Source organism: Parapedobacter luteus, from assembly GCF_900168055.1.
GTDB classification, from domain to species: domain Bacteria; phylum Bacteroidota; class Bacteroidia; order Sphingobacteriales; family Sphingobacteriaceae; genus Parapedobacter; species Parapedobacter luteus.
Genome location: NZ_FUYS01000002.1, coordinates 888 through 25485 on the forward strand (window position 1 = coordinate 888; position 24598 = coordinate 25485).

Below are 24598 nucleotides of genomic sequence, written 5' to 3' on the forward strand. Positions count from 1 at the left end.
GGCTATACCGTGACGAGCGGCAACGGCACTGTAGCAGGCACGGGCAACAGCGCCACGGTGACCACCGGTGCGGTGATTCCGGTGGGGGGTACCATTACGGTGAGCGTAACGGCCGACGTGGATGCGGATGCACCGGCGACCATCGCCAACGGCATCAGTGTGTGGGGTCCGGATAACGATCCGGATACCGACACACCGGATGATGAGGATGATACGCCGGAAATTCCTGTGGATCGCGCTTCGAATATTAGCATCACCAAGGTCGCTGATCAGCCGCGCGTAAAAGCGGGTACCACTACTTCCTTTACACTTACGTTGGTTAATGACGGACCATCGGTCATTGAGGTGGGCAAGGCCATCCACTTGGCAGAGCGTCCAGGTGCCGGCGTGACGATTACCGGCTACGCGGTAACCGCTGGTGCAGCTACTATTGCGGGTACAGCCAACGAAGCCGTACTGACTACCACCGTTAAGATTGCCGTGGGCGGTACGATTACGGTAAGCGTTACCGCAGTTGTCGATGCCAATGCTCCGGCTACCATTACCAATGGTATCAGCGTATGGGGTCCCGACAAAGATCCGGAGACCGAAGATCCGGACGATGAAGACGATACACCTGAAATACCGGTAGACCCCAATGCCACCCTGAGTATTACAAAGGTAGCTGATCAGGCACGGGTGAAAGCCGGCGAAAACACATCGTTCACGCTTACAATCACGAATGAAGGCCCGTCCGACATCGGCGTTGGCGAAGATATCCGGCTCGTGGAGCGACCCGGTCAAGGCGTGGCGATTACGGGATATGCAGTCAGCTCGGGTCCGGCAACCGTAAATGGTACAGGGAATAACGCCGTGGTGACCACAAACGCAGTATTGCCAATGGGTGGCACCATCGTGGTCAGCGTAAGTGCGACCGTAATGGGCGATGCTGAGGGCACTATCACAAACGGCATCAGCGTATGGGGCCCGAACAAGGATCCTGAGACCGCCGATCCGGATGATGAGGATGATACCCCCGAAATACCGGTAGACCCGAGCTACGCGCTGCGCATCACGAAGATGGCCGATGACCAAACCGTGGTCTCCGGTGGAAGCACCACATTCACGGTTACCGTTACCAATAATGGCCCGTCAACCATTGCAGCGGGTGAGGTCATCAGCTTGGAGGAACGGCCAGGAACCGGAGTTGCCATTACCGGATACCAGGTGACGTCGGGCAACGCATCGGCGACTGGTTCAGGAAATCGGGCTGCGCTCACCACGTCGGCCGCTATTCCATCCGGCGGCACTGTCATCGTATCCGTCAGTGCGGATGTGACCGCACCTGCCGGGTCGACGATTACCAATGGAATAGCCGTATGGGGCCCGGATAAGAACCCCGATACGGACGACGAAGACGATGAAGACGAAACGCCCGAAATTCCGGTGGGACGACCCTACACGCTCAGCATTGAGAAAGTAGCGGACCAGTCCATAGTGACCGCAGGGCAGCCGACAACCTTCACCGTGACGGTGACTAACAATGGACCGCTGGAAATTGGGTCGGGAAGGGTCATTACCCTCGATGAGCGCCCCGGTGCCGGGGTGACGATAGCTGGATATGAAATTGTCTCCGGCGCGGCAACCATCAATGGTACAGGCAACACCGCTACCATCACGACCACCGGTACGGTAGGCGTGGGATCAACCATCGTGGTACGTATAAATGCCAATGTAGAGCCAACTGCCACCAATACGATTACCAACGGCATTGCAGTTTGGGGGCCAGATCGCAACCCGGATACGGAAGACCCCGATGATGAGGACAACACCAATCCGATTCCGGTTGATGCGACGATAGACATCCCGAATGTGTTTACACCAAACGGAGATGGCTTGAATGATCGCTTTGTGATCAAAAACGTGATGCAATACCAAGGCAGGGAACTGATCATAATCAATCGGTGGGGAAATCAAGTTTATAAAAGCATGGATTACAACAACGATTGGGATGGTGGAACTTTGGCAGAGGGCACCTATTATTATATCCTACGTGTCCGAAATAATAATGGCGAATGGCAGACCCATAAAGGTCCGATTGCCATCATCAGAGTCACCAACCGATAAAAATTGAACGGCCTGCCGGGACCGATCGGATCCCGGCAGGTATCATCGTAACAATGCGCTGAATGATTACCTCAATTATAAGAGAATAAGATGAAAAAGATATTTTTCCTATTGCTGACAACGTTCTTTGTGCTGCCCACCGTAGCCCAGCAGGTAGCCCAGTACAGTCAATACATGTTTAATGCACTATACATCAACCCCGCTTATGCTGGTTACCGCGGCCCTGCCAATCTGCATACCTATTACCGCTCGCAATGGACGGGTATGCCCGATGGTCCTCGGACGTTGGCATTGGCAGCCGATATGCGGGCGGCGAATGATAACATGGGGCTTGGCTTCAATTTGATGAGCGACCGAGTGGGGCTTGAGAAACGTATCTATGCCTACGCAAATTATGCGTATCGGCTGCGGGTGGGATGGGACCCCGAAGATCGGCTGGCTTTCGGACTCGGCTTAGGCGTTATCCATTCTGCCTATGATAACGCCGGGGTGAGAACCGGCGACCCCGAGCCACTGAATATCGAAAATTCATTTCTCCCGGACGCACGATTTGGTGTCCATTATTCCAATAACCGTTTCTTTGCGGGAGTGGGCGTTGACAACCTTATTTCGCGGTTGATTTTCAACGAAAACAATGGCTCCACCCGGATCCCTCCGGTTACCCAATACTATATCAACGCTGGGGGCATTGTGCCGTTCGCTTCGGATATCCTTTTTAAGCCGTCGGTATTGGTCAAAAGCGCGCACAATTCGGCGGGCCGTGGTTGGGTGTCTGACCTGAATGCGGCGGTGATCTTTGCTGAGCAGTTTACGTTTGGTGTGTCATACCGGACCGCCTTATCGAGCGGAGGAAATCTTTCCAACGATTTGGCGCGCCCTAACTCCGTTATCGCCTTAGCCGAATTTGTGGCCGCTGGACAGTTCCGGATAGGTTATTCCTTTGATTATGCATTAAATAAGTTGCATAACCAAGTGGGAAGCACGCATGAAATATCATTGGGCTATTCGCTGATTAAGGGTACCCAGCGCGTACGAACCCCCCGTTATTTTTAATCGTTGAGTACTGTAAACCATGCTGACACGCAAAGGATATAAACAATTACCTATGGATTTTTTAGACAACAAGGTTAACCTATTAATTGTTGGGCTCTGCGTCCTGATTGCAGCTCCCTTACAGGCACAATATTCCCTTTTGAAATCTGCAGACAGAGAATTTGACTCGTTCAACTTCATCAAAGCGATAGAATTGTATCAACGGGCATACGAAGAAAAAGCAGATATCAGAACGGCGGAACGGCTCGCTGAGTCTTATTACCATATCCGGAATTATCGAGAAGCAGAAGCGTGGTATGCCAAATTGGCCAACCAGGACGACGCGGAAGTAGATCATATCCTGCAATATGGGCATATACTCCGCAACAATTCAAAATTCAGGGAAGCCAAGGCGCAGTATCTTCGAGTTGCATCGAAAGCGACCGGCACCATCAACGAAGATGAGTTAAACGTGCTGTACGCATCGTGTGACTCTGCTGTCATCTGGCTGGAAAATCCCGCAAAAGCGGTAGAAATCCGCAATGAACGCGCGCTGAACAGTAAACAGGCAGAATTTGGCGCGGTGCAAGGACCTGATGGGCTTTATTTTGCGTCCGACCGGTTTACAGGGGCGGATCAGCCGGATGTTATTTATGGCTGGACGGGGAACCCTTATTTGTCGATGTACGTGGCCAACGGCAAAACCGTCAATAAAGTGGATGCTACCTGGGGAGATGGCGCTAATCATTTCGGTCCGGCCACCTTCTCCACCAAACGGAATGAAGTATATTTTGCCGTTACCCGCAGCCTAAAACGGGAGGAAAGGCGGAAAGCCGGAAAAGACGTGACGGTTAACATCGAAATTTTTTCCAATTCGCTGGATGCGCCCAATTGGGGCGAAAATGCGGTTGCTTTTCGGTATAATAACATCACAGCGTGGTCCGTCGGCGATCCCTTTCTGACCGCTTCAGGCGATACGCTGTACTTTACATCGGATATGCCCGGCGGGCAAGGAGGCACCGACATCTACTACGTGACCCGCCAGTCGGATGGGAGTTGGGGGGAAGCCGCCAACATGGGAGCTGCCGTCAACACACCGGGCAATGAACGTTTCCCAAGTGTCGATGGCAGGGGCGATTTTTATTTCTCTTCGGATGGCCATCTGGGTATGGGGGGATTGGATGTGTATCGGCTGGACAAGCGCAGGGGCATGCCAAAAGCGGTCAATCTCGGTTTTCCGTTTAATTCCCCATACGACGATTTTTCTATCCGGTTTGATAAGGAACTGGAAGGATACGTTGCGTCAAATCGAAGCGGCGGGATGGGTGCAGACGATATCTATTGGTTTAATTTAAACAAGGTCGTGCAGCTCGATCTGGAAGGTGGCGTATATAATGAGAAAACAAAATTGCCAGTCTCAGGTGCTAAGGTGACGCTAATCCCCGCAGGAAATGAAGCAAATGCTGTGGTGGTGAATGCCGATGCAGGAGGTCGGTTCAAATTCAATTTGGCGGAAAATACCGACTATACATTGGCTGCCGAACAAACCGGTTTCCGCGAATTCAAACCGATGGCGTTTTCAACGGCCGGTATCGATACCTCCACCACCTTGAAGAAGGATATCTTCCTTTCCCCCGTCGAAGTGCAGGAGGTAGTCGTACTCCGCAATATTTACTTTGACTTCGACAAAGCCGATATCCGGCCGGATGCAGCGTTGGAACTGGATAAAATAGCAGCATTTTTGAACAGCGACCCGGATGCCAGAATTGAGCTGAGCGCACATGCCGACTCAAGGGGTACACACGAATATAACCTGAAGCTTACACAACGCCGGGCCGATTCCGCCGTGGCTTATTTGGTAAGTAAAGGGATTGCCGCGGACCGCCTGGTGGCCAAGGGGTATGGCTTTACCAAGTTGGCCAACCATTGCGCCAAGGGGGTTGAGTGTACGGAAGAAGAACACCAATGGAATCGGCGGGTGGAGTTTTTTGTGATAGGCCAATAACCTGTCGCAACTCGTTTGTTGACTACAGGCCGAAGGGCGTGATGACCTGCTCATCACGCCCTTCGGCCGTTTATTCGTGTAACGCCATCATGCGATTTGGCTAATATACTATCAGAATAGGCCAACAATTTAGTGTAAACTTATCGAATTATTGATTTATTTTGTAAAGGTGTGTCTGCGTTCATGTGATAAGGAATGAACTGCGAAGCATTTCGAAACATTGATGAATAATTATTCTGATGAAGTTGTATAAAACCACGCGGGGCCATGTTCTCCAGGCAGATGGCCGTTATTGCTTAATTCAACAGGATTGGGACGAACTTATCAACCGCGACGGCCTCCATGCGTACCTCAGGGCACAGCTGGAGTCCGTCGATTCGATCGAAGGCACGGAGGCGTTGGCCTTGATTGATAAGGAACTGCTTCCCCCGATAGGCGGCCAGGAGGTATGGGCGGCGGGAGTAACGTATAGGCGGAGTATGGAAGCACGCATGGAGGAAGCTAAAGATTCGGGGGGAGCTGATTTGTATGATCGCGTTTACCATGCTGAACGGCCGGAATTGTTTTTCAAAGCGCTGCCGCATCGGGTGGCCGGGCATGGGCACCGGGTAAGTATCCGTAAGGATTCCGCGTGGGATGTGCCCGAGCCGGAACTCACCCTTTTCATCAATTCATCTGGAAGCATTCAAGGCTACACGGTCGGCAACGATATGAGTTCACGCAGTATAGAGGGCGAAAACGCATTATATCTGCCCCAAGCGAAGGTGTATGATCGCAGTGCTGCACTTGGGCCATGTCTCTATATTCCTGAATCGGGCATCGATCCCGATACGACCATCGAGATGGATATTGTCCGTAATGGACAGCTAATGTTCCGCGATTCAGTAATAATCAGCCGGATGAAACGGTCGTTGGACGAGCTGGCGGCGTATTTGTATCGCGAATGCTATTTCGATAAGGGCAGTTTCCTGATGACCGGCACATGCTTGGTGCCCGCCGATGACTTTACCTTACAGGTAGGGGATACCGTGCACATCACGATTGGTGACATCGGCACATTGACCAATACGGTCGCCTATAATTGATAATAGCGGGACGAGGTATGCAGGTAGATTAGCGCCTTCGTTGCCTGAGCTTCAGCGTATGCTTCCGATAGTCTATAATCCCGCCATAGGCGCTGAGGATATCGCCGCCAATAACCCCAATGACGGGTTCGATATCCAACTGTTGATAGGCGTAGTTGATGGTGGATAAGTCCAAGACGGCCACTTCGTAATGTTTCAGGTGGAGGCCGCCGATTTGCAGATCCGGCACATTCAGGATAAAGCTTTGCATCGATGTCGTGCCTAAGCCGGTAGAAACCATGTCGGTATGCTGGAGTACCATATCCCGGTGAAGGTAATTTTCTACGGTCGCTTTGTCAAACACGGTCTTAGAAGCACCTGTATCCAGCACGGCCTTAAAAGGCGTATTAAAAACGATGACTTCCAGCAAAAGGTGGAAGCCATCGTCCTGCAGATTAAGTAAAGTCAATGGGACAGCTATCATTGATTAAAGTGTCCCGATTTCTTTCAGCACGTTATTCATGCTGCGCACAGCATCGGCGCTTTTCGCGAAGGCGCTTTTTTCGTCTTCATCAAGTGGAATGTCAAGAATGCGCTCCCATCCGCTTTTGCCGAGGATGACAGGCACCCCCAAATTGATGTCGTGTTGTCCGTATTCGCCTTCGAGGTAAACCGAAGCGGTGAAGAGCTTCTTCTGGTCGCGTACGATACTTTCTACTACGGCCGCGCTCGAAGCGCCCGGTGCGTACCATGCCGAAGTGCCGATGAGCTTGGTCAACGTGGCCCCACCAACCATGGTATCAGCCACAACCTGTTGCTGTTCTTCGTCGGAGAGAAATTGGGTCACCGGCAAGCTATTCCATGTTGCATGTTTGATAAGCGGTATCATCGTGGTATCGCCGTGTCCACCGATCACGATGGCGTTGAGATCAGCAGGCGAAGCGCCGAGCCGCAGACTGAGCTGATACTTAAAGCGCGACGAATCCAATGTGCCTCCCATGCCGATAATACGGTTTTTGGGAAGGCCAGTAGCTTTAAGTGCGAGATAGGTCATCGTGTCCATCGGATTGGACACCACGACGAGGATAACCTCGGGAGAATATTTCAACAGGTTTTCTGCCACGGTACGCACGATGTTGGCATTGGTACCAATCAGTTCTTCTCGGGTCATCCCCGGTTTGCGCGGAATGCCCGATGTGATCACAGCCACGGTTGAACCAGCTGTTTGGCTGTAATCGTTTGTGACACCGGTGATTTTGGAATCGAATCCCAGCAAGGCCGCGGTCTGAGCGATATCCTGCGCTTTGCCCTCGGCGAATCCCTCTTTGATGTCAAGTAAGACGACTTCTTCCGCAAGTTGTTTGCGGACGATGTTGTCAGCGGTAGTGGCGCCTACTGCTCCGGCACCTACGACGGTTATCTTCATAAGGTTATTTTTTGGGTGTTCACTACTGTTCAACGGTAGCTAAGGTAGTGATTTTAGAATGGATATCCAATCGCCAAATTGAATACCAAATTATTCCGCCGCCAATCGGGGCTGCGGAAATTGATTTCGTCGAATAGCCAACGTTCACCCTTTGGCCGGTACGGGATACGCAGTGGCATGGCTAAATCACCCCGGAGAATCAAGAACGTAAAATCAAACCGCAAGCCCAATCCGGCCCCTACAGCCATCTCGTTGACGAAATTGCTGCTGAACGCTGCTCCCGGCTTTTCGGGGTCTGAGTTTTGCAGCCAGACATTGCCCGCATCGACGAACGCCGCCCAATGTACGATGCTATTTAGCCGCGCACGGTATTCAGTGTTTAATTCGATTTTGATGTCGCCGGTCTGATCAGCAAAAAAGTTGTTTTCGCCATAGAATTCGGGGGTATAAGAGCCCGGGCCCAGTGTCCGTGCACGGAATGCCCGTATGCCATTTGGACCACCCGAAAAAAATTGTTTCACATATGGAAGTTGCGTGGAATTGCCATAAGAATAACCAAGTCCCGCCATTGCCCGGGAGGCTAATGTAGCATTCGTTCCCAATTTCATGTAATGCCTAAAATCAACTTCAGATTTTATGTATTGCGAAAAGTTGGCGTTGAAGATTTGGTACTGGCGCCCTTCGCGGACATTTGCACCCCGAATGAGCCCGTAAAGGTTGGCCGAGAGATCCAGCCCTCCCTTGAAATAGAAGGTGTGCTTGAGGTCCGTCCGCGCCGTATTGGTACGGGTATAATTGTAAATGGGACCAAAGGTAAACTGCGGCTCAATGGCATGCCGGAGTGGTGGCACCGTATCCATAAGCGCCTGGTATGCATCGGTGATGTTCCAGGGTTGCACGTAAGCGATCTCGAGTACTTTTAGGTCATGTTCTTTTTCAGTGTTTTCCCGCCACATGTATCCAAATGAAAACCGCATGGAATTCAGGCTGTACGCCGTACGCCGGTTGAGAAATTCGTAACCGGCGGTAAACACGGTGCGGGGAACGAACCGCCGTGTGGGTTTCCAGTCAAATGGCGCAATCATGCGCGGAAAGGAAAGGCTTGCCTCAATACCGTAGCGATAGAAGCTAGAATTGAGATTGACGTTGCCCCCCGTTTGTGTCTCGAAGCCGCCATACACCGTAAAGGTGAGCAGCTCGGCACTCCTGAACGCATTGCGGTGCTGCCAGTTGACATTGATCTCCGACCCGTTGTATACCGCTGCGGTTTTGCCGAGCAGCTCGATGCGGAGCCCATGTTTGGGCATTGGCGTGAGGTAATAGTACGCATCCAGCTTGTTCGTTGTCTTACCGGCGGAATCCACATCCACAAATTCGTTGCGGACAAAGCGGAAACTTCCCATGCCGACCAGCTGCCGGATAGTTCGGTTGTGACGCTCCCGGGTATACAATTCGCCCTGCCTTAAAATCATGGCGTTGGTCAACGCAAACCTCCGGAAGGTGTGTTCGGGATCGATGAAGTGGTATCCTTGATAAACATTGCCATCGGTCGGATCAGCACGCTGGTATCCGCGCTGGGTAAGTGTATAATTCGGATAAATATAAATGTTGTTGATATAATATGGCCGCTTTGCCCTGGCGGGCGTCTCGTTTTTGACCATGACGTAAAGATCGACCTGGTGATCGCCCGCAACGCTATCCACCTCAACGATGAGGTGGTCCGGGTTGAAATAATAATAGCCTTTGTTTTTCAGTTCATTGTCTATTCGCTCTCGTTCGGCAATAATATTATCCAGGTTATAAGGCCTGCCCACCTGAAGGAGGGATCCGGACGCCGCAGACTTGATCGCCTTGCCCAGGTCGCTACTATCCACATCGAAGGTGACCGACTTAATTCGGTAAATGATATGCGGCGTAGCGGTGTAGGTGACGGTCGCTTTTCGGTTGTCGATGGTGGTATCCGAAGCCACCTGTGCATGGAAAAAGCCCAAATTTTCGAGTCGGTTGCGAAGCACGTTTTCATTGTATTCCCGGTTGACATCACTCAGGAGCACGGGCGGCTGGCCTACTTTGTTTTTGAGCCAATTCCTGAACCCACGGTCGCTTTTGGGCTCACCGGCAATGTTATACAGGTAGAGCTGCGGACGCATACCCAGGATGGTGGTATTGGGCTTAGGGCGCAGCAGCGCCTCAAGACCTTCACTCAAGGGGCCGATATACCGCTCAGGAATGGTGTCCGAATTGATTTCGACTTCCCCTTTGACATAGAGGTGTTCACCTTCTGGCAGGTATTTGAGGTTGCTGCAGCTTGCTAAGCAAAGCAAAGCGAAGGCGACATAGCACAGCGATACCAACCTATTGCTCATCACTCCCCCTTTCTTCTTGCTGTAGGTCCTCATCCCGTTCATTGCGCAGGGCAGTGTTTTTCCGGGCTGTATCCGGTACGGACGGCACCTGGTCCCCGCCCTGTTGGTTTTCCGTCGTTTGCTGATTTTGCTGTTCCTGCTGCCGTTCCATTCGCCGCTGTTGCATCCGTTCCCTAAATTCGGGGTCATTTCGTTCGAGGCTATCCAAGATGACCTTACGCACGCTGTCGCGGTATGCGGTATCGGTCTCCATCCGTTCGACGTCCCAACGGCGTCGAAACTGGCGGCTTTCCGTGTTGAATTCATCCGCCAGACGGCTTCTACGATTGAAGATTTCCCTAAATTCGTTGTAATCCATGTTTACGATGAAGCCGAGGCCCGTTTCTACGAACTGGCCCTGCAGCGTGATTTGGTATTGATTTTTGCGGTAGGCCCTTGCCATATAACGGCCGTCATCGGTGAGCTGGTAATCAACAGCGATGTCCCCGGCGATGTTGGTGGTTTGTTCCCCCGGCCGTGCATTGCCTTCTAATTCAAAGTTTGATCCTACGGTTACCTTCATACGGTCATTGAAAAGCATTTTGGATACGCCTATGTTAAGGTCGGTTCGGTTTTGTCCTGTTCCGGTGCTGTAGTCCTCTTCCGATTGTAAGCTGAAGTCAAATTCGACACCTTGAATGAGATCGCCAGCGAGGCGATTGAGCTGGCCGCTCAGGAAAGAGCTTACGGTATTGCGTGCTATCGCTTCCGCACCGCCGCCGCCAGAAAGGCTTTCGAACGGATTGGCCGCCATGAAGCGCCCGAGCACAATCAGTGAGAATACCTGCTTGTTCATTTCAGATTCGTTTTCCTGCAGCTGCGCCAATCCGGTATTGACTTTGCTGGCCACATCTTGCGAAACCATGGCATTGTCTTCATCCAGATCGATACCAAACTGCAGCTGGGGTTGGAAGAGCTGTTCGCTGATGTGAAGCGTAACGTTAAACGGTACCCGTTGCTTATACAAATTTGGGGATTCTGTGCCGATTTGGTTTTGTACCAATTCCAGTGTCGGTGCTCTTAAGTTATATACGGCGGTAATATCCATGCGGGCATCCATCGGATCACCTGTCCAGGTGAGTGTACTCCCTTTTCTGAATTGGAATAAACGTTTTACCGGGCCGAATGAAAACGAATAATTGCCCGACTCAACGGTATACGTACCGTTTAACGTGATATCCCCACTGGGATCGATACCGGCATTCAATTCGGCCTCTCCCTGGATTGTCAGCGCATCCTGGCTACCGGGATCGATGACAACGGTAAAGACGGCGTCCTTATCGGTCACAACGTTGACGGATACGTTAAGGCCGCCCAATTCGGTATGCGTAAGGGAGTCGACCTTGGCAAACACGTTGGCGCGGGCTGTGTCGCTCCGGTTGACAAACCGCACGATCCCTTGGCGATCCACCATGCCCGGATCATCGTTGGGCAAAACGAAGGTGACATTGGTTTTCTCGTTTACCAGCAAGGTCCCGCTGACATTGGGATTATTCATGTCTCCCTGGATGCGTAGATTGCTCGACATGAAAAGCCGACCGTAGTACATATCGTTGTCTTCCTGCGTGGAGTTCAATACCTGAAAATCGTCCGCAACGACGGTTAGTGCAAATGCAAAATCCGTGTAGGTGGTCGTATTGACCGTACCATTGATGACGGCGGCGTTGCCCACGCTATCTTCTAAGCGGAATTTATTGAAACGAAGACCTTTGTTATTGAAATTGATGCTTTGGTCGTCGATATTAAATGTCGCGTTAAGCATGGCGACATTGAGTGTAGCCTTATCAAATAAGAGCGCACCATTGATGCGCGGTTGGTCTACCGTACCGGTGATATTGAGCTTGCCGTTGATAGCCCCAGCGGTGTTCCGGAGGTATCCCAGGCTGAATGCTTCGAGGGTATGCATGGATAACGGGTTGACATCCAATACGAAATCCAATTGTGACGGCTCATTTGGCGGATTGATGAAATCACCCGTCAGCTTTACGTCGTTGCCATTGCCGGTGATGCTGATGTCCGCGGCAAATACGTTTTCACGCTCGTTATTGACCTTCAGATTGATGTCGCCTACCGTGTCATTTCCAAAGAAAAACCGGTCAATGGTAATGTCCGATACAAATACGGGCGAAGTTTCAAGCCGTGATATGGTCGCCGTTCCATTGATTCCGCCGCCCATATTGAACAGCTCGCTCTCAAGCATTTTACTGAATGTCTCTATTCTGAAATCATTGAAAGTCAGATTTATAGGTGCATTTAACGTGGAGTCCTGCGATTGCACTGCCATTTCCTGGCCGTTGTTGCGCAAGATAAACTGGTGTGCCCGGATCCCGTCATTGCCAAATAAAATAACGTTCTCTGGGTTTACCTTCCATTGTTCATAGTTGAGCATGAGTCCATCCTCTTGCAGGTTGAACAGGAAATTCCGCGCATCCACCTTGAGCGCCATCCCCAGGTGATAACGTTCTTTATCGGCATCATCCTTAATCCACAGACCGAAGTCCAGTTGATTTTTGACGACGGTGCCACTGAGCAACGTATTAATAAGCTCGATGTTACCCAGCCCAATCCGGTTGATGAGGGCATTGTAATATAAGGTGCTGTCGTAGGTGTTGATATCGACGCCGACATGGTCTATCGTGGTACCTGCATAGACAACGCGCGGCGCGGTGACCTTGGCGAGCAACAGTTTTTCGGCGCTATTGAATGACCCATCCAGCATCACGTCTTCCATCTCCGTGAGGTCCGGCAGCAGCCCTTGGATAAACCGCGAACGGGTAAATTGGGCACTGAAGTCAAACCGTTGGGGCGTATATTCAAAGGTTGGCGCTATCGAATCAGGCTGGTAGTACACCGCAAGGATATCTTGTACGGATGCTCCCAATTCGCTGAGCTTGAAGTTGCCTACCATGTGTGCATTTAGAAACTCTGACCGCAGTTGCAGCATGTTGGATGTATCTCGTGCGATGGCGCGTAGCCGCACGGTATCCAAGGTATAGCGCTCGTCATTGTAAGCAATAGAAGAATTGACGATATCCACCGTCCCGTTTAGGTGGTCAATATCTGCCGTCTCCAGATCAGCTACAAGGCGTCCATGGTAACGGAATTCATCCTGCATCAGGCCCAGGTTTTTCAAGTTGATGCTGTCGACCATGAGGTTGACGTTTACGCTCGGGTATTGGCCCCGCATATCGGCATGCGCATCCAGATCAAAATCAATATTGGCGTCGTCGCTGGTCATCGTTGCGGTAATGTCGCCATTTTTGGCTGTTGCATTGATGCCAATGTTGGTATATTGATAACCCATTGCTTCGAGGCTGAGGAGTTCGGCCTGGATGTCGGCGACGGCCGTTGCCGGATCAAGTCCTGTACCTTTGGCGTGGGCCGCAAACGATACCTTACCCAGCACCGAATCCATTTTCATCAACTGGCCGATATCAATGTCCGAAATCTGCAGTTGCGCATCGTATACGGTGTCGCGCGTCCTGCTATTGACGCGGTAGTCTGCATCCACGTTGGCATTGCCCATCGTGGTATTTAGTTGCATGGCGGTTTGAAAGCCATTTAGTCCACCGTTGAACGTGCCGGCAAGCCGGATATCGGCCGGCAGGTTGATGCTGTCCGGCAGCAGGCTCGGCGCAATCAGCCGGTCGAGGTCGGCCTTGCCGGTAACAAATTCCTGCAGGTCAAGATCCACATCCAATCGTTCCATATCGGGCAGCCCTTTGATGTGCGCGCGGGCAACGATGCGGGTCTTATCCAAGGTTTCCAGCCTGAGGGTGGGGATTTGTAGATCATCCAGCCGGCCGTCGATAGTCGTATTGATGTGGAACGTAACCGGCCAGAGTGGCTCCATCACTTCCATCGTATCCAAATCAGGCACGAAATACCGGACGTCTTCCATGCCCAGGTGGCTTTCGCTGATATCGGCCACTATGCGCACACTGCCCAGTTGCTCGGTAATGGTTTCCAGGGCGGGATAACTTATTTTGATGTAATTGCGGAATAGGGTATGGGGCGTTTCCGCATACAGATCGTCCAATTCAGCACCCTGGTTGGTGTAGAAGAAGCTGGTCTGCAAGCGGTTCAGCACAAAACCACTGTGATCACGGGCTTTTAGTCCGGCCACACGGCCGCTTATGGTATCCGCGGAATAGCGCAGGTCGGTCAGTTCCCCTTCAAAATCAGTGATACCGATGTTGCCATAGTCAAATCCCTGAGCTATGCGTGGTTGGTTGGCGTCTTCAAACGCAAAATTGGTGCTGGCTATGCGTATCGACGATGCGTGCACGCGCCAGTTGACGGGCTCAGCCGGTGCCGCCGTGTCCGCAGCGGAGGAAGGCTTCGTGGTCTGTCCGAAAAAAATGCGGGAATCCGATCCGTTTAAATCGATCTCGCGGATATCCACAAACTCGCCATTGAGATCCAGTTTATTGAGCCTTGCCAGCAGTTTGTTTATCCGAAAGCGGGTATCCATTGCACTTGCTTCATCTACATATGCAAAATCGATAGCCGAGAGGTTGAACGTTTCAAATTCCAATTCCGGCAGCAGTGATGTTGCCGCTGTATCCGCGATGCCGAAGTCAGCCGCATTGGGCGCTTCCTCAGGTTGGGCGACAGCCCATTGCCTCACCGAACCTTGTAGCCCATTGACGTTTATGCGGGGAATGCCGAAGCGCATATTTCCTTCCAAATCAAACGTTTCAATCCGCGTATCCAGGTGATTGAGGTTGACTTCTGCAGCCATGCCGATTACCTCGTCACGGTAGAGGAAGCGGATGCGGTTCAGATTTACCCGGTCGATATCGAATTTCATGGGGGCAGAGCTGTCGGGTTGAGCCGGCTCTTTTTGTTCGGTCACAAAAGCATTAATGATGTAATCAAAGTTAAACGCGCTGTCGGGAAGCGTTCGGTTTATCTTGGCCGTAATTCCCTGTAAATCGATACGGCCGATTTCCACCGTGTTGTCCAGCAACTTCAACATGCTGATATCCACCCGTAGTTTTTCTCCGGCAAGGAGCGTGTCGCGGGATTGATCCTCAAAATAAACGCCCTCAAGCACCAACATCTTGGGCAAATCAAGACTCACACGAGCAATCCGGACCGGCGTTTTAATTTTATTTTCAAGGTAGGCCGTTACCTTCTGCACGACATAATTCTGGACGGCAGGAATACGTATCAATACAAAAAGGAGTAAAACCAACCCAATGATGCTCCCGATGATCCAGAGGAGCGTCTTAATTGCTATCCGACCGAACTTATTCAATGTAAATTAGTAATTTTAGCTTTATATAACCAATATATAACCTTTAGCTTTTCCTAATACGATAAACAGCGCTGCCTTTCAAAAGGTTTAGCGAAGATGCTTAAATCTTTTCAGATTCAAAAAAAAGCAAAAATCAAACCATAATGTCCGTATGTTTACAATCTTTTGCCGCCGCCGACGTTATCTATAATAATCAGCACTTGGAGCAAACGGTAAAGCACAGGTTTTCAATAGACAATAGCGGCCAATTTTGTCAAAACCAATAAACGCACCTGAATTTAAAAGTCAATGTCGCTTTTAAAAAAATATATTTTTTCTACTTTTGGAGCAAACGCAATTTAATTATGTCGGATACCCATATTAAACAAAGCGAACACTCAACTCAGGGCAAACTCAGCTTTGACGATTTCCGGGCAATCGTCATGGCAGATTACCGGCTTGCGGTGATGAGCAGGTTTGTGAGTTTATTAGGCCGTAAGGAAGTGCTTACCGGTAAAGCCAAATTCGGTGTTTTCGGGGATGGCAAGGAATTAGCGCAAATAGCCATGGCCAAGGTGTTTCAGCTTGGCGACTGGCGATCAGGATATTACCGGGACCAAACCTTTATGTTTGCCTCGGGCATTGTATCGGTATACCAATTTTTCTCCCAGTTATACGCCCATCCGGATGTAGAGGCTGATCCGTCCTCCGCCGGTCGGCAAATGAACAGCCATTTTGCTACGCGGATGCTTACGCCCGAAGGGAAATGGGTGGATCAGACCTTGATGAAAAACTCAGCAGCAGACATATCCACCACGGGCGGGCAAATGCCGCGCCTGCTCGGGTTCGGGCTGGCGTCAAAGCTGTATCGCGACAATCCCGAATTAGCCGGTATGAGCACGTTTTCCAACAACGGTAACGAGGTGGCTTTCGGTACGGTGGGCAACGCTTCGACATCCGAAGGTGTGTTCCTTGAAGCCGTGAATGCAGCGGGCGTGAGGCAGATTCCAACGGTGATTTCCATATGGGATGACGGCTATGGCATCTCCGTAGCTAACGATATACAGACCACCAAAGCCGATATCTCCGAGGTATTGAAAGGCTTTCAGCGGGATGAAAACGGTGCGGGATATGAGATTTTCAAAGTAAAGGGCTGGGACTATCCGGGCCTTTGCGAGACCTACGAACAAGCTGCGGCAATCAGCAGGGAACACCACATCCCGGTGCTTATCCACGTAACCGAAATGACGCAACCCCAAGGGCATTCGTCATCGGGGTCGCACGAACGCTACAAATCCCAGGAACGTCTGGCCTGGGAACAGGAACATGACTGCATCGTCAAAATGCGAGCGTGGATGATAGAATCGGGCATCGCGAACGAAAATGAGCTGGCGGATATCGAACGTTCGGCAAAAGAAAGCGTGCGTGCCGAGCAGAAACGAGCGTGGGCAGATTATAACGCGACGCTGAAAAAAGAATCAGACGAAGCCATAGCGCTGCTGGCAGCCATTACGGATGATACCGTGCAAATCCTACTCAATGAGTTAAAATCACTTACAGAGGCGTCGCTCCGGGAAGTATATAGTACTGTCCGGCGGGTTATCCGTGTATTGCGGGGCAAACAAAGCGACGAAAAGACGGCGCTGTTGGCTTGGTACGCGCAGCGGCAGCAGATCAATGCCGACCGGTACAACACGTACCTGTTTTCAGATACCATAGAGTCACCTAAGCATGTGGCCGTCGTATCGCCGGAGTATGGCGCAGCAAGTCCGGTGGTAGACGGAAGGGAAGTGCTTAATGCCTGCTTCGATGCAAATTTTGCAAGAGATGCGCGCCTGGTGGCGTTTGGTGAGGATGTCGGCAAAATCGGTGACGTAAACCAGGGATTTGCCGGACTACAAGCCAAGTACGGCGAACGCCGTATTTTTGATACGGGCATCCGGGAGTCGGCTATTATCGGGCAAGGAATGGGATTGGCTATGCGGGGATTGCGTCCTATCGCCGAAATCCAGTATCTGGATTATTTGGTGTATGGCCTCACGGTTTTGACGGACGACGTGGCCTCCCTCAGCTATCGGACGAAAGGCGGGCAGAAGGCGCCCCTTATCATCCGGACACGTGGCCATCGGCTGGAGGGCATCTGGCATTCCGGATCGCCAATGAGCATGATCTTGGGATCCATGCGTGGTATACACGTGTGTGTGCCGCGCAACATGACCCAAGCTGCGGGGATGTACAACACCTTGCTCCGCGGCGATGAGCCGGCCTTGGTTATTGAGTGCCTCAATGGATATCGGCTAAAAGAACGCATGCCGGCCAATGTTGGCGAATTTACCGTACCCTTGGGGAAAGCGGAGGTGGTGAAGGAAGGCAACGATGTGACCGTGGTATCCTACGGCTCTACGTTGCGTGTGGTGCAGGAGGCGTCTGCCGAACTGGAAAAACTCGGTATTTCCATCGAAATTATCGACCCGCAGACCCTGCAGCCCTTTGATGAAGAGCACCGCTGTGCACAGTCACTGAGCAAAACCAACCGGCTGCTGGTCGTGGACGAAGATGTGCCCGGTGGTGCTTCTGCCTTTATTCTGCAGCAGGTGCTGGAGGTGCAAAACGGCTATTATCACCTCGATGGCCAGCCCCGGACGTTGACAGCAAAAGCGCATCGGCCGCCATATGGCTCAGATGGTGATTATTTTTCCAAACCTTCGGCAGACGACGTCATTGAAACGGTATATGCCATCATGCATGAAGCCAATCCGGCGAAGTATCCCGCGTTGTTCGATTAGCAGGCGGGATTGCCCGGGGCCCCTTAAGCGAATATCGCTGCCGCACCGATCAAGGCAGCATGCTCGCCCAATTGGCTGATGTGGATGTCAAATTGGTTAAACGCCTCCGGGTTAAACTGCTGGAAAATAGCCCAAGCCTTCGAGATATTGCCACCGATGATAAATCGATCCGTTACTTCTTTCTGGCTGAAGTACCGCATGAAGTTCAGCAAGTGATGGCTGTACTCGGCCAGTATATCGTCTACGAACGCATGCTGGTCACGCAGCTGAAGCAACTCACGGAGTCCGGTTACCGCTTTGCCGTGTTGTGCTGTGCGGCGAACAAACCACCGTGTGACCAAATGTTCCTCCATATTGCTGTCGAGGTATGGCGTCTTCCACAGGTCGGCATCCACGGCATTTTTTCCTCGCTCCCAGACGGCGCTTCCCAAGCCGGTGCCTAAGGTGATACCCAGCATTTTAGCATGGCCATTATGCTTGCCGGCAAAAACTTCACCCTGCAGAAAAGCCGCTGCATCGTTGATAAAGCGGATGTTTTGGCCCTCAACGCCCGTTCGTTCCGCCAGTTCAGTACGGATATCCATGCCATACAGGTTGTCATATTTGTCTTGATCCCGCATGCGCGAAATGCCACCTTCATAATCGAACGGCCCCGGCATCGCGATACCGATGAGGTGTGCGGGCAAATCAGGATGCTTACTGATAACTTCCTGAAAAGGTGCTGCCCATGCTGATAAAATCGATTTAGCATCGGCATGAGAATCAACGTGATACCGGCAGATAGAATCATCAATGACCCGCCATTGACGCGTGTCTACCAGTGCCGCGGTGATATGGGTGCCCCCGATGTCGGAAGCGATTACGTAAGGATTATTTTGTTGCATGATAGATTTGGTGTCTAAGTAAATGATCAGCAATGACAAGCGCGGCCATGGCTTCCACAATAATCACGGCGCGGGGCACCACGCAGGGGTCATGCCTGCCCTTTCCGGTGATTTCGGTTGATTCCCCGGTTTGGTTGATGGTCTGTTGGGGGCGCATGACTGTGGCCACGGGTTTGAACGCTACACGGAATGTGATGTCCATGCCGTTTGAGATGCCTCCCTGGATGCCGCCAGAAAAGTTGGTTGACGTTTCCAGTTTACCGGCATCATTGTTCGGGTTGACGAAGATGTCGTTATGTTCAGTGCCCTGCATTTCAGACCCGGCAAATCCGGAGCCGTATTCAAACCCATGCACTGCATTGATGCTCATCATTGCTTTGGCCAGGTCGGCGTGCAATTTGTCGAATACCGGTTCGCCCAGGCCTACGGGCACTCCCTGGATGATTGCGCTGATGCGGCCGCCTACCGTGTCTCCCGCTTTGCGTATGCCGTCAATGAAGGCGATCATCTCATTGGCCGTGGCGGGATCGGCACAGCGAACCATGTTGCTTTCCCGTATGGCAAGCAGCTCATTGACGTCATCCGAATGTAAATTCGGTGCCTCGATTTTGCCTACACCTGACACATGCGCAAAAATGCGGATTCCCTGTTGAGCTAACACACTTTTCGCTATAGCGCCGGCAGCGACACGGGCGGCCGTTTCGCGGGCAGACGAGCGCCCTCCGCCGCGGTAATCGCGGATGCCATACTTCATCTGGTAGGTGTAGTCGGCGTGGGAAGGACGGTATTTGTCTTGGATGTGCGAATAATCCTTAGATCGCTGGTCTTCGTTTGGAATGACCATGGCTAAAGGTGTGCCCGTGGTTTTGCCTTCAAACACCCCGGACAGTATTTTGGCGGTATCGCTCTCCTTACGCTGCGTGGTAATCTTGGACTGCCCCGGCCGCCGTTTATCCAGCTCGGACTGGACAAACGACTCGTCAACGGTGATATTCGGTGGGCAACCATCGATAATTACGCCAATTGCTTCCCCATGTGACTCGCCGAAGGTGGTAATACGGAATAGTTCTCCAAAAGAGTTTCCGGCCATGTTATGTTAGATTTCAGTTTATCAGTTATCAGCTTTTTGCTATCAGACTTCGGATTTTACGACTTCCAATAGGCGGCTAAGATATAACAAATCCCTGTTGTTTCAAATGTTTCCAGAAATCGGGATAGGATTTTTCTACCACCCGCGGCTCATTGATTTGCATATTGCTGAACACCAAAGCCAAAGGCGCGAAAGCCATAGCCATGCGGTGATCTTCATACGTATCGATGATGAGCTGTTCAGGACTGTGCAGGCCTTCGGTGTGCAGATGGTATACTGCGCCGTCTTCCACCAGCCTTACGCCGAATTTCGCCAGCTCGTTCTGCAGGGCGGCGATGCGGTCTGTTTCCTTGATTTTCAGCGTGTGCAATCCGGTGAAAGAAAGGTCGCGTTTCAACGCCGCTGCACAGACAATCACAGTTTGCGCCAAATCGGGGCATTCTTTGAAATCAAACAGTTTCTTTGCCGAGTGTACGGTGGTTTTTTGGATGCGTAAGCCGCCGTCTTCAAAAGAAGAGGCCACGCCGAAGTGGGTCATGATTTCCACAATGGCGGCATCCCCTTGTAAGCTGCTGCTTTTCAGGTTGGGCAAAAATAGATTTGCTTCGTTGGCTAGCGCCACCATGGCATACCAGTAGGAGGCGGCGCTCCAGTCCGGTTCGATGGTCAGTTGGCAGGGCGACGCCGTTTGCGGCATAATCGAAATGGTTTCTGCCTCCCAGCGGTGTTGGATGCCGGCTTCGGCCAGCATGTTTAATGTCATGGTGAGGTAAGGCCGCGATGTCAGTTCGCCCTCAATTTGCAGGTTTAGTCCCTGCGGGAGGGATGAGGCAACCAACAGTAATGCCGACAGATACTGGCTGCTGACATGACCTTGTACCCTGACATGGGCGGTTTGCTGCGTAAAACCCCCTTGGATGGCAAGTGGAGGATAACCCGCTGTTTCAGCGTACCGGACATCTGCGCCCAAGGTGGTCAGCGCGTCCACCAGTATACCGATGGGCCGCTGCTTCATCCGGTCACTCCCTGTCAGCAGGTAGCGGCCGTCGGTGATGGCCAGGTAAGCGGTCAGAAACCGCATGGCCGTGCCAGCGGGACCGACATCGATCACCGTCTGCTGCGTACTGTCGCCCCGTTGTCCGGAGGCAGCACGCAGCGCCTGTTGTAAGGTCACAGTATCGGCGGCAGAAGACAGGTTTTCAATGCGGACCTTACCGCCGCCAAGGGCCTGTATGATCAGCGCCCGGTTACTCTCGCTTTTCGAACCCGTAAGTCGTACGGTCCCGTTGAGCGATTTCGCTGGATGCGAAAGTTTCAACGCACTGATTTCCATTATGCCTCTGCTACCGGTTTGGTGTTCATGATTTCGTTCTGTTTGCGGATGGATTCGTTATGAATCAGTTCCAGCAACTTCACCGTGAAATCGCGGTCAAGTTTAAGTGCCTGGGCCACGTTGCTCCGTTTTTGGATGATTTCATCCCAGCGGCTGACCTGGAGGATGGTCACATTGTTGTCGCGTTTATATTCACCGATTTTTTCGACGATCTTCATTCGGTCGCTCAGGATTTTGATGATTTGGTCATCCAGCTTGTCAATATCTTTGCGCAATTGTGCCAGTTTATCTTCAAAAACCGGGTCATCTGACTTGGCGTGCCGGAAGGTAAGGTTGGCGAGAATGTCAGAAAGTGCTTGGGGGGTGACTTGCTGTTTGGCGTCCGTCCAAGCCACGGATGGGTCGATATGCGATTCAACAATAAGCCCCTGCATGTCCATGTCGAATGCTTTTTGTGCAATGTACGGAATCAACTCCCTGTTTCCGCAGATGTGGCTGGGATCGTTGATCACCGGAAGATCAGGCACAAGTGTTTTCAATTGGATGGCGATATCCCACATGGGCTCATTACGGAAGGCGGTTTTTTCGTAGGAGGAGAAGCCCCGGTGGATAGCTGCCAGTTTTTTGATGCCTGCACGGTTTACGCGTTCCAGCGCGCCCAACCAAAGAGACAGGTCCGGATTGACGGGGTTTTTGACCAGTACGGGCACGTCTACACCTTTCAGCGCATCAGCGATCTCCTGCACGGTAAACGGGTTGGCGGTAGATCGGGCGCCTATCCAAAGGATATCCACGCCTGCTGCCAGCGCTTCTTCCACGTGCTTTGCTGTGGCCACTTCCGTCGCGATGGGCAGTCCGGTTTCATCTTTAGCCCGGCGGTACCATTGCAGTCCAATGCTGCCGATGCCTTCAAATTCACCCGGACGTGTGCGGGGCTTCCAGATGCCTGCCCGTAATACGTTTACTTTGCCGGTGTTGGCCAGCAGGTGTGCTGTGGCGACGAGCTGTTCCTCCGTCTCCGCACTGCACGGGCCGGCGATGATCAGTGGCGCGTCGCCGGTGTCAAGCCATGATTTTAAGGGTACGATGTCTAATGTCTGTTTCATTGTTTTATTTTTATTGAGTATTGCGATTTTGTTTTTTTCGTTTTTCTGTTTTTCGTTTCACCGGCCAAGGATCATCCGATCACACCTTGTCATTCTTCACGTATTCCCCCATGATGTTGAAATTGCTGGTGTACTTGAGCACGCGGCGGATGGCTGCATCATAATCTGCTTGATCCTTCCATTCCACATCGACATAGAAATCGTATTCGTTGCGCTTGCCCAATACAGGCATGGACTGTATCTTGCTGAGGTTGATGTTCTGCTCGGCAAAGCACTGCAACACCGTTGATAGCGAACCTACGCCATTGCCGGTCTGGAAAGATATGGAAGCCTTGTTGACTTTGCCTCGTTCTTCAGGCTTGCTGCTCAGGATAAGGAAGCGGGTGTAATTTTTCTTGTTGGTTTCTATGCGGCGTTCCAGAATTTCCAGGCCATATAATTTTGCCGCCAGTTGGGGAGCGATAGCCGCGGTATCCCGGAGTTGCAATTCGCTCACTTTCTTTGCACTTGCCGCGGTATCTTCCGCTTCGGTCACCTTAAACTGAGGGTTTTCTTCCAGGTAGTCATTGCACTGTTGCAGCGCGATGGGGTGGGACTCCACATATTTGATGTCCTGGATTGATACGTCGGGCAGGGCCATCAGGTGCAGTTTGATGTGCAGGTACGCTTCGCCCACGATCGGAAAACGGTAGTCGCGAAGCAGGTTGTAGTTGGGAAGCAAGCTGCCGGCGATGGAATTTTCAATGGCCATCACGATGTAATCCACCTTGCCCTGCTTTAGCAGTTCACACATTTTTTTAAACGATTCGCACTCCACGGTTTCGATTTTATCGCCGAAATATTTATAGGCTGCCTCTTCATGGAATGACCCTTTGATGCCTTGTATCGCTACTTTTATGTTCATAAATTATGTAAATGGACAAAAAAAAGTCCCGGCTTTTCTGCCGGGACTTTCTACATTTCTATCTTTTAACGTTATCAATGCATATCAATCCCGGCTCTCACTGCTAAAGTAAAAGAAACCAAAAAACCAATATGCGTTGTTCCGTGTTAACATCATTGTTGTTTGACGAGCCAAATGTACATCAATTTTTTTTATTGTCAAGATAAAAATAAAAAAAGTAGTGTGTCCGGATGCCGGCTTCGTGTCGTGTCTCTGTTTCCTGCCTGTGTGAGCCACCGGTAATCCACGTATTTGCCACGTATATCCCACGTATAATCCACCTTTTATTCACCTTTACCTATGGCGCTATCAGATGCTTTATGGCCGGATTACTCCCGGGAAACCCTTGGATTGTCCCTGAGTTTTTCTTATCTTTGTACTGTACCACAACCACATAGGCCGTGGCCATTCAGAAAAGCTCAATTACCCTTGAAGGACAAATCGGGGATTTGTCTTTCTACAACAGCAACGGTAAGGCACTTGTCCGGCAACGCACTGGGGCCAGTAAGGAACGTATCAAGACCGACCCTTCCTTCGCGAGGACACGCGAAAACAACACCGAATTCGGACGTGCCAGTACTGCGGGGAGGCTCATCCGCGTAGCGACGAGGCTGGCGCTGGGTGAGCGTTATACGTTGTTTGAAGATCCAACGGCAGTCAATCGGCTGACGACACGTATGACGGGCGTCGTCCGGTCAGACACCATGCACAGCCGGGGCGAACGCACTGTATTGCCCGAAAGTCTACCTTTGCTTCATGGATTCAGTTTCAATGCGGTTGCCGCATTGAAGGATGTATTGTTTATCCCGCCCCGTTGTGCCTATCAGCGGGAGACCGGCCTGCTGGAGGTCACGCTTCCGGCGCTGTCTCCCGGTAACGCGATGGCGGCGCCTAAGGGCGCGGAGCGCTGCAGTTTTCATGTAGGAGCCATCTTGTTCAATGCCGGCGTGGAGCCGTTGCCCGTTGTCGCGCAGCATCAAGAACTGCTGCCAATGGATTGGCAGACCATTCCTGCGCAGACCTTCCGGCTGGAGTTGCCCGAGGCGTCGACTGACCCGGTAATCATCTGCTTTGGAATTTCTTTTTACAGGAATTTAGGCGGTTATCCCGTGCCGATATCGGATCAAGGGCGAAATGTCTTCGAAGTGATTGGTGTAGATGTAGCGGCCGGATGAC

15 protein-coding genes are annotated in these 24598 nt (G+C 51.6%); 6 read left to right on the forward strand and 9 right to left on the reverse strand.

Features of this window, described 5'->3' with window-relative positions; genetic code table 11:
• The 4 genes from B5X72_RS03220 to B5X72_RS03235 form a co-directional block, all read left to right on the forward strand.
• A partial coding sequence (locus tag B5X72_RS03220; RefSeq protein WP_176146081.1) for a T9SS type B sorting domain-containing protein occupies positions 1-2106 on the forward strand: 2106 nt, incomplete at its 5' end.
• 90 nt (positions 2107-2196) lie between these two features.
• Positions 2197-3159 (forward strand): PorP/SprF family type IX secretion system membrane protein, encoded by a 963-nt coding sequence (locus B5X72_RS03225; RefSeq protein ID WP_079715414.1) that lies wholly within the window; start codon positions 2197-2199, stop codon positions 3157-3159.
• Between the two features lie 52 nt (positions 3160-3211).
• The gene (locus B5X72_RS03230) at positions 3212-5143 is read left to right on the forward strand and encodes an OmpA family protein (protein WP_176146082.1); all 1932 of its coding nucleotides are present in this window, start codon (positions 3212-3214) and stop codon (positions 5141-5143) included.
• A 239-nt stretch (positions 5144-5382) separates the two neighbouring features.
• A complete protein-coding gene (locus tag B5X72_RS03235; RefSeq protein ID WP_079715416.1) occupies positions 5383-6228 on the forward strand; it encodes a fumarylacetoacetate hydrolase family protein in 846 nt (281 codons plus the stop codon).
• A 28-nt stretch (positions 6229-6256) separates the two neighbouring features.
• Here B5X72_RS03235 and B5X72_RS03240 read toward each other — a convergent pair whose 3' ends face one another.
• The 4 genes from B5X72_RS03240 to B5X72_RS03255 are packed head-to-tail and all read right to left on the reverse strand — an operon-like array spanning position 6257 to position 15301.
• Positions 6257-6676, reverse strand: a complete 420-nt coding sequence (locus tag B5X72_RS03240; RefSeq protein WP_245826802.1) for a retropepsin-like aspartic protease — start codon at positions 6674-6676, stop codon at positions 6257-6259.
• 18 nt (positions 6677-6694) lie between these two features.
• Positions 6695-7633: a malate dehydrogenase gene (locus B5X72_RS03245; RefSeq protein ID WP_079715418.1), complete on the reverse strand. Its 939-nt coding sequence runs from the start codon at positions 7631-7633 to the stop codon at positions 6695-6697.
• A gap of 53 nt (positions 7634-7686) precedes the next feature.
• Positions 7687-10041: a translocation and assembly module lipoprotein TamL gene (gene tamL / locus B5X72_RS03250; protein WP_245826809.1), complete on the reverse strand. Its 2355-nt coding sequence runs from the start codon at positions 10039-10041 to the stop codon at positions 7687-7689.
• The gene (locus tag B5X72_RS03255) at positions 9989-15301 is read right to left on the reverse strand and encodes a translocation/assembly module TamB domain-containing protein (RefSeq protein ID WP_079715420.1); all 5313 of its coding nucleotides are present in this window, start codon (positions 15299-15301) and stop codon (positions 9989-9991) included. Before B5X72_RS03255 ends, tamL begins: the two co-directional genes overlap by 53 nt.
• A 344-nt stretch (positions 15302-15645) precedes the next feature.
• On the opposite strand from B5X72_RS03255, the gene B5X72_RS03260 reads away from it, so the two are divergent.
• Entirely contained in the window at positions 15646-18066 is a 2421-nt protein-coding gene (locus B5X72_RS03260; RefSeq protein WP_079715421.1) for an alpha-ketoacid dehydrogenase subunit alpha/beta, read from the forward strand.
• Positions 18067-18089: 23 nt separating this feature from the next.
• Here the strand turns inward: B5X72_RS03260 and B5X72_RS03265 are convergent, their stop codons facing one another.
• The 5 genes from B5X72_RS03265 to B5X72_RS03285 form a co-directional block, all read right to left on the reverse strand.
• Positions 18090-18950, reverse strand: coding sequence for an ROK family protein (locus B5X72_RS03265; RefSeq protein ID WP_079715422.1), 861 nt, complete (start codon positions 18948-18950; stop codon positions 18090-18092).
• Positions 18937-20040, reverse strand: coding sequence for a chorismate synthase (gene aroC, locus B5X72_RS03270; protein WP_079715423.1), 1104 nt, complete (start codon positions 20038-20040; stop codon positions 18937-18939). The genes B5X72_RS03265 and aroC overlap by 14 nt, the downstream gene beginning before the upstream one ends.
• A 76-nt stretch (positions 20041-20116) precedes the next feature.
• Positions 20117-21373 (reverse strand): 3-phosphoshikimate 1-carboxyvinyltransferase, encoded by a 1257-nt coding sequence (aroA, locus tag B5X72_RS03275; protein ID WP_079715424.1) that lies wholly within the window; start codon positions 21371-21373, stop codon positions 20117-20119.
• Positions 21373-22479, reverse strand: a complete 1107-nt coding sequence (locus B5X72_RS03280) for a chorismate mutase (protein WP_079715425.1) — start codon at positions 22477-22479, stop codon at positions 21373-21375. The genes aroA and B5X72_RS03280 overlap by 1 nt, the downstream gene beginning before the upstream one ends.
• Positions 22480-22558: 79 nt before the next feature.
• Complete coding sequence (locus B5X72_RS03285) at positions 22559-23383, reverse strand: prephenate dehydratase (RefSeq protein ID WP_079715426.1); 825 nt, start codon at positions 23381-23383, stop codon at positions 22559-22561.
• Between the two features lie 440 nt (positions 23384-23823).
• Here B5X72_RS03285 and B5X72_RS03290 point away from each other — a divergent pair, with 440 nt between their 5' ends.
• A complete protein-coding gene (locus tag B5X72_RS03290; protein ID WP_079715427.1) occupies positions 23824-24597 on the forward strand; it encodes a hypothetical protein in 774 nt (257 codons plus the stop codon).
• Position 24598: the final 1 nt, after the last annotated feature.

Bases quoted from the DNA above. Each gene is read 5' to 3' on its own strand.
- B5X72_RS03285 (WP_079715426.1), bottom strand. From the start codon at position 23,383: ATGAACATAAAAGTAGCGATACAAGGCATCAAAGGGTCATTCCATGAA.
- B5X72_RS03230 (WP_176146082.1), top strand. From the start codon at position 3,212: ATGGATTTTTTAGACAACAAGGTTAACCTATTAATTGTTGGGCTCTGC.
- B5X72_RS03260 (WP_079715421.1), top strand. From the start codon at position 15,646: ATGTCGGATACCCATATTAAACAAAGCGAACACTCAACTCAGGGCAAA.
- aroC (WP_079715423.1), bottom strand. From the start codon at position 20,040: ATGGCCGGAAACTCTTTTGGAGAACTATTCCGTATTACCACCTTCGGC.
- B5X72_RS03235 (WP_079715416.1), top strand. From the start codon at position 5,383: ATGAAGTTGTATAAAACCACGCGGGGCCATGTTCTCCAGGCAGATGGC.
- tamL (WP_245826809.1), bottom strand. From the start codon at position 10,041: ATGAACGGGATGAGGACCTACAGCAAGAAGAAAGGGGGAGTGATGAGC.
- B5X72_RS03280 (WP_079715425.1), bottom strand. From the start codon at position 22,479: ATGAAACAGACATTAGACATCGTACCCTTAAAATCATGGCTTGACACC.
- B5X72_RS03245 (WP_079715418.1), bottom strand. From the start codon at position 7,633: ATGAAGATAACCGTCGTAGGTGCCGGAGCAGTAGGCGCCACTACCGCT.
- B5X72_RS03225 (WP_079715414.1), top strand. From the start codon at position 2,197: ATGAAAAAGATATTTTTCCTATTGCTGACAACGTTCTTTGTGCTGCCC.
- aroA (WP_079715424.1), bottom strand. From the start codon at position 21,373: ATGGAAATCAGTGCGTTGAAACTTTCGCATCCAGCGAAATCGCTCAAC.
- B5X72_RS03265 (WP_079715422.1), bottom strand. From the start codon at position 18,950: ATGCAACAAAATAATCCTTACGTAATCGCTTCCGACATCGGGGGCACC.